At 72.5% G+C, this 5457-nt stretch carries 5 protein-coding genes and 1 pseudogene; 3 read left to right on the top strand and 3 right to left on the bottom strand.

What is annotated here, in order from left to right:
- Positions 1-563, top strand: a pseudogene (locus tag K6I33_RS31225) (Na+/H+ antiporter); the annotation flags it as partial.
- Between the two features lie 15 nt (positions 564-578).
- On the opposite strand, the gene K6I33_RS31220 reads toward K6I33_RS31225, so the two are convergent.
- Positions 579-1496 carry a 1-aminocyclopropane-1-carboxylate deaminase/D-cysteine desulfhydrase gene (locus K6I33_RS31220; protein WP_374286269.1) on the bottom strand — a complete coding sequence of 306 codons (918 nt, stop codon included), beginning with the start codon at positions 1494-1496 and terminating at the stop codon, positions 579-581.
- Between the two features lie 63 nt (positions 1497-1559).
- On the opposite strand from K6I33_RS31220, the gene K6I33_RS31215 reads away from it, so the two are divergent.
- Both K6I33_RS31215 and K6I33_RS31210 read left to right on the top strand, forming a co-directional pair.
- Positions 1560-2471 carry a glutaminase gene (locus K6I33_RS31215; RefSeq protein WP_229357911.1) on the top strand — a complete coding sequence of 304 codons (912 nt, stop codon included), beginning with the start codon at positions 1560-1562 and terminating at the stop codon, positions 2469-2471.
- 60 nt (positions 2472-2531) lie between these two features.
- Positions 2532-2753 (top strand): hypothetical protein, encoded by a 222-nt coding sequence (locus tag K6I33_RS31210; protein WP_229357910.1) that lies wholly within the window; start codon positions 2532-2534, stop codon positions 2751-2753.
- An 87-nt stretch (positions 2754-2840) separates the two neighbouring features.
- Here the strand turns inward: K6I33_RS31210 and K6I33_RS31205 are convergent, their stop codons facing one another.
- Together K6I33_RS31205 and K6I33_RS31200 are read right to left on the bottom strand one after the other, a co-directional pair.
- Complete coding sequence (locus tag K6I33_RS31205; RefSeq protein ID WP_229357909.1) at positions 2841-3779, bottom strand: beta-ketoacyl-ACP synthase III; 939 nt, start codon at positions 3777-3779, stop codon at positions 2841-2843.
- A 175-nt stretch (positions 3780-3954) separates the two neighbouring features.
- The gene (locus K6I33_RS31200; protein WP_229357908.1) at positions 3955-5310 is read right to left on the bottom strand and encodes an alkaline phosphatase; all 1356 of its coding nucleotides are present in this window, start codon (positions 5308-5310) and stop codon (positions 3955-3957) included.
- Positions 5311-5457: the final 147 nt, after the last annotated feature.

Raw genomic sequence — 5457 nt, 5'->3', positions numbered from 1 at the left:
GGTGGGCCGGGATGCGGGGTGTGGTCTCGCTGGCCATCGCCTTCTCCATCCCCGTCGCCACGGATGACGGCTCGCCGTTCCCGGCCCGGAGCCTGATCCTCTTTCTTACGTTCACGACGGTGATCGGGACGCTGGTGGTGCAGGGGCTCACCCTGCCGCCGCTCATCCGGCGGCTGCGGCTGCCCGCGCGGGACGTGGGGGCGGAGACGCTGGTGGAGGCGCAGGCGCAGAGCGAGGCGTCGACGGCGGCGGAGCGGCGGCTGGAGGAGCTCCTCGCGGATGAGCGCAACGCGCTGCCGCAGCCGCTGGCCGACCGGTTGCGCGCCGTCCTGGAGCGGCGGCGCAACGCGGTGTGGGAGCGGCTGGGGGCGGTCGACGAGCGGACGGGGGAGTCGGTGGACGACACCTACCGGCGGCTGGCGCGCGAGGTGATCGGCGCGGAGCGGGAGGTCTTCGTGGCGCTGCGGGACGCGCGCCGCATCGACGACGAGATGCTGCGGACGCTGCTGCGGCGGCTGGACCTGGAGGAGGCGGCGGCGTACCGGGAGGGGGAGGAGGGCTGAGGCCGTCGTCCCGGGTCACGGCGCCCCCGTGATGACGGCCACCACCCGCGTGCCGGGTGCGAACGCGCCCTCCTGGGCGAGCGTCGTCAGGCCGTACAGCATCTTCGCCACGTACACCCGTTCCAGGGCGATGCCGTGCCGGGCTGCGAAGTCCGCTGTGAACTCCTCCAGCTCGGGAGTGCTCTTCGCGTAGCCCCCGCCGTGGAAGCGGTCGTCCAGGGTCCAGGTGCCGTGGCGGCCGCCGAAGGCCTCGTCCTGGAGGCGGAGTATCTCCGTCTCCAGGAAGCCTCCTTTCAGGACCGGGAAGCCGATCGCCCGCTGGCCGGCGGACAGGCCCGCCGCCAGCCCCGCGAGCGTGCCGCCCGTGCCGCAGGCCACGCCCACCACGTCCGCGACCTCGCGCAGCTCGCGGCCGAGCTCGGCGCAGCCGCGGGCGGCCGCCGCGTTGCTGCCGCCCTCGGGGATGACGAACGCGTCCGGAGGGGCCAGGGACGCCAGGACCTCCGGCTCCGCCTTGCGGCGGTATGTCGCGCGGTCGACGAAGCGCAGCCGCATGCCGTCCGCCGCGCAGCGGGCCAGGGACGGGTTGAGCGGCCGGCCGGCCAGTTCGTCGCCCCGGACGACGCCGATCGTGCCGAAGCCCAGCAGGCGGCCGGCCGCGGCCGTGGCCCGGAGGTGGTTGGAGTACGCCCCTCCGAAGGTGAGCAGTGTCCGGGCGCCGGATTCGGCCGCCGCGCGCAGGTTGGGCTCCAGCTTGCGCCACTTGTTGCCCGGCAGGTCCGGGTGTATCAGGTCGTCCCGTTTGAGCAGCAGCCGCAGGCCGCGCTCGGTGAAGCGGTCGTCCGCGAGCTCCGTGAGCGGGGAGGGCAGACACGGCCGCAGCGCGCCGGGACCGGCCGTGCCGGGGGGATTGTCGCTGGTCACGCAGTCCATTTTGTACTCTTGCGGTCGCCGACGACGACGTCGGTGACACCGCCAGGAAAGCGCAGAGCACCATTGGATTACCAGGCCGTCCTCGAAGAGGTCGCCGAGTTCGCCCGGCCACTGGTCGGTCGCGGGCAGGTGGCCGACTACATTCCCGCTCTGGCGGAGGTGGACACCGGTCAGTTCGGCATCGCCGTCGCCGATGCCGACGGCCGGGTGTACGGCGTGGGGGACTGGGAACGGCCCTTCTCGGTGCAGTCCATCTCCAAGGCGTTCAGTCTCGCGCTGGTGCTGGCCGAGGGCGGCGACCGGATCTGGGAGCGGGTGGGCACCGAGCCCTCCGGCAACCCCTTCAACTCGCTGGTGCAGCTCGAGTACGAGCACGGCATTCCGCGCAATCCGTTTATCAACGCCGGCGCGCTGGTCGTCACCGACCGGCTCCAGACGCTGACCGGGGACGCCAGCACGACGATGCTGGAGTTCCTGCGGGCGGAGAGCGGTAACCCGGACGTCTCCTTCGACGCGGCGGTGGCCAAGTCCGAGTCCGAGCACGGCGACCGCAATGCGGCTCTGGCCCATTTCATGGCCAGCTACGGCAATCTGGACAATCCCGTGCCGACGGTGCTGGAGCACTACTTCTGGCAGTGCTCCATCGAGATGAGCTGCCGGGACCTGGCGCTGGCGAGCGGCTTCCTGGCCCGGCACGGGCTGCGGGCCGACGGGACGCGGCTGCTGCCGCGCCGCGAGGCCAAGCAGGTCAACGCCGTGATGCTGACGTGCGGCACGTACGACGCGGCCGGCGACTTCGCCTACCGGGTGGGCCTGCCGGGCAAGAGCGGCGTGGGCGGCGGCATCGTCGCGGTGATACCGGGACGCTGCACGCTGTGTGTCTGGAGTCCGGGGCTGGACGCCCGGGGGAACTCCGTGGCCGGTGTCGCGGCGCTGGACCACTTCACGACGCTTACCGGGTGGTCTGTTTTCTGAGGCCGGGTGCCCCGGGCCTTCTGAGTCGCGGGGCGCCTTCCCCCGGCGCATGGTGGTGCCATGGAGCATGAGCTGCGCGCCGAGTACATCGACGGCCGGGCCGCCGCCGACCCCCGGGCCGAGATCAAGGTCTGGCATGTGGTCCGGCAGGACGGCACGACCGCGATGTGCGGACGGGAGCTGGAGGGCGCCGCCGCCGTGCGGTCGACGGACGACTGGGGCAACCCGGACGTGCCGATGTGCCACTCCTGCGGGGCGCTCTATCTGCGTGAGCAGCCCTGACCCGATGCCGGGCCGGACTCCGGGGGTCGGGGGCGTGCCCCCGGAAACGGTGAAGGGGCGGGACCGGGGCCATCCCCCCGGTTACCCCTACGGGCAGCGGACGACCTGCCCCGCGTACGACAGGTTGCCGCCGAAGCCGAACAGCAGGATCGGCGCGCCCGGCGCCACCCGGCCGGAGGCCACGAGCTTCGACAGCGCCAGCGGAATGCTCGCCGCCGACGTGTTGCCGGACTCGGTGACGTCGCTGGCGACGATCGCGTTGACCGCGCCCAGCTTCCGGGCCACCGGCTCGATGATGCGCAGGTTGGCCTGGTGGAGGACGACGGCCGCCAGCTCCTCCGGGGCGACCCCGGCCCGCTCGCAGACCGTGCGGGCGATCGGCGGCAGCTGTGTCGTGGCCCAGCGGTAGACGCTCTGGCCCTCCTGCGCGAAGCGCGACGGCGTGCCCTCGATCCGTACGGCGTGGCCCATCTCCGGCACCGAGCCCCAGACGACCGGGCCGATCTCCGGCTCGGGCGAGGCCGTGACCACGGCCGCGCCGGCGCCGTCGCCGACCAGGACACAGGTGGTGCGGTCGGTCCAGTCGGCGACGTCCGTGAACTTCTCCACGCCGACGACCAGCGCGTTCGTCGCCGACCCGGCGCGGATGGCGTGGTCGGCGGTGGCGAGGGCGTGGGTGAAGCCGGCGCAGACGACGTTGATGTCCATGACGGCGGGGGAGGCCAGGCCCAGCGCGGCCGCGACCCGGGCGGCCGTGTTGGGGCTGCGGTCGACGGCGGTGCAGGTGGCCACCAGCACAAGGTCGATGTCGCCGGGGGCCAGGCCGCTGTTGGCCAGGGCCTTGGCGGCCGCCTGGCCGGCCATGTCGGCGACCGTCTCGGTGGGCTCGGCGACCCGGCGGGTGCGGATGCCGACGCGGGTGCGGATCCATTCGTCGCTGGTGTCGACCATGGTGGCAAGCTCGTCGTTGGTGAGCACCCTGGCCGGCTGGTAGTGGCCGAGGGCCAGTACGCGGGACCCGGTCATCGGCGTTCCTCCTGCGCGCGCGGGGAAATCAGGAGCTCCCAGTGTTGACCCTGCGCGGCGGTGGAGGGGTACGCGATCCGCCAATGTTCCGGCGGGTAACTGGTGAGAAACGCACAGGGCCCGGCTGCCGGGGCGGCCGGGCCCTGACCGTATGGAACGGTCACCGGACGGTGCGTCAGCGCAGCGAGAGCGCCGTGCGGATCGTGGTGAACAGCTCGGTCTGGTCGGTGACGCCGAGGACGCGGTGGGACTGCGGGCCCTGGGCGGCGATCCGGACCTCGGTGCCGGTGTGCTCCTGGGACTGGCCCGGCGTGTTGGTGGAGTAGTTCACCTTCAGCTGCTGGCCCTCGTTGGTGATCAGGGTCGAGGACAGGCCGGGCGGGTTGGCCTCCAGCGGCACGATCTGGCTGCTGTGGCCGTGGTCGGCGGTGGTGACGACCAGGGTGTCCGGGTGCTGGGCGGCGTACTCGCGGGCGGCCTTGACGGCGCGGTCGAAGGCGGCGGTCTCGCCGATCTGGCCGCAGGGGTCGGCGGCGTGGTCGCGCTTGTCGATGGAGGCGCCCTCGACCTGGAGGAAGAAGCCGTTCTTCTTGCCCTTGCCGGTGTTCAGCAGCTCCAGCGCCTTGCGGGTCTGGCTCTCCAGGTCCGGGGTGCCGGCCTTGCGCTCGGGGTTGTTCGTCACACAGCGCTGGGCGGCGGTGCCGCCGACGGCGGCGTTCCTGCCGGTCCACTCGACGGGGACGTTGCCCGGGGCGAAGAGGCCGAGGACGGGCTTGCCGGACTTCGCCGTGGACAGGCCCTTGGCGTCGGTCACGATCTGGTACCCCAGCTTCTCGGCCTGCTGGGTGACGGTCATGCCCTGGTAGCGGCCCTCGGTGATCTTCTGGTCGAAGCGGTTCCTGCCGCCGCCGAGGAGGACGTCGACCTTGTGGTTGACGCTCTGCTCGGCGATGGAGCCCGGGCCGCCCTTGGCGACGGTGTCGTTCGGGCAGGCCTTCATGTCGGCCGGGCCCTGGCAGCTGCGGTCGGTGGCGTGCGAGGCGAGCACGGCCGGGGTGGCGTCGGTCAGCTCGGCGGTGGTGACGCTGCCGGTGGCCAGGCCACCCCGCTGGGCCAGCTCCAGGATGGTGGTCATCGGCTTGTCGGTGCCGGGGGTCTTGGATATCCGGCCGTTGACCGTCTTGCGGCCGGTCGCCCAGCCGGTGCCGCTGGCGGCCGAGTCGGTGACGTAGTCGGGCTTGCCGTTCTTGTCGACGGCGTACGTCGTGTAGGCGCCCGTCATGGGGAACTTGTCCATGTTGAGCCGGCCGGCCGCGCCCACGGTGTAGTCGCGGGCGAGGGTGATCTCCGAGTCGCCCATGCCGTCACCGATGAGCAGGATGACGTTCTTGGCCTTCTTCGGGGTGTGGCTCGAGACGTCCGACGAGCCGTGGTGCTCGGCCGCCGAGGCCGCGGCGGGCACCGCGATCCCGGCGACGAGCAGTGCGGCGGCGCCCCAAGCGAGACGGCGTCGGTACGGACGAGAACCCATGGGCTGCTTCCTTCCTGGAGGTCCGGGCGGGGTGCGCGGACGCAGGAAGGACACCAGGGGCGGGTGTACCGCAGGGGACGTCCAGGTGGCCTGGAGGTCACCGGGTGCTGTCGACAGCGCTCCCCTGTGCGACCTGGGGGGCGGGAG

Source organism: Streptomyces sp. UNOB3_S3, assembly GCF_020740895.1.
Classification (GTDB): domain Bacteria; phylum Actinomycetota; class Actinomycetes; order Streptomycetales; family Streptomycetaceae; genus Streptomyces.
Note: the sequence above shows the minus strand (reverse complement) of the source record. Positions and strands in the feature narration are given on the sequence as shown.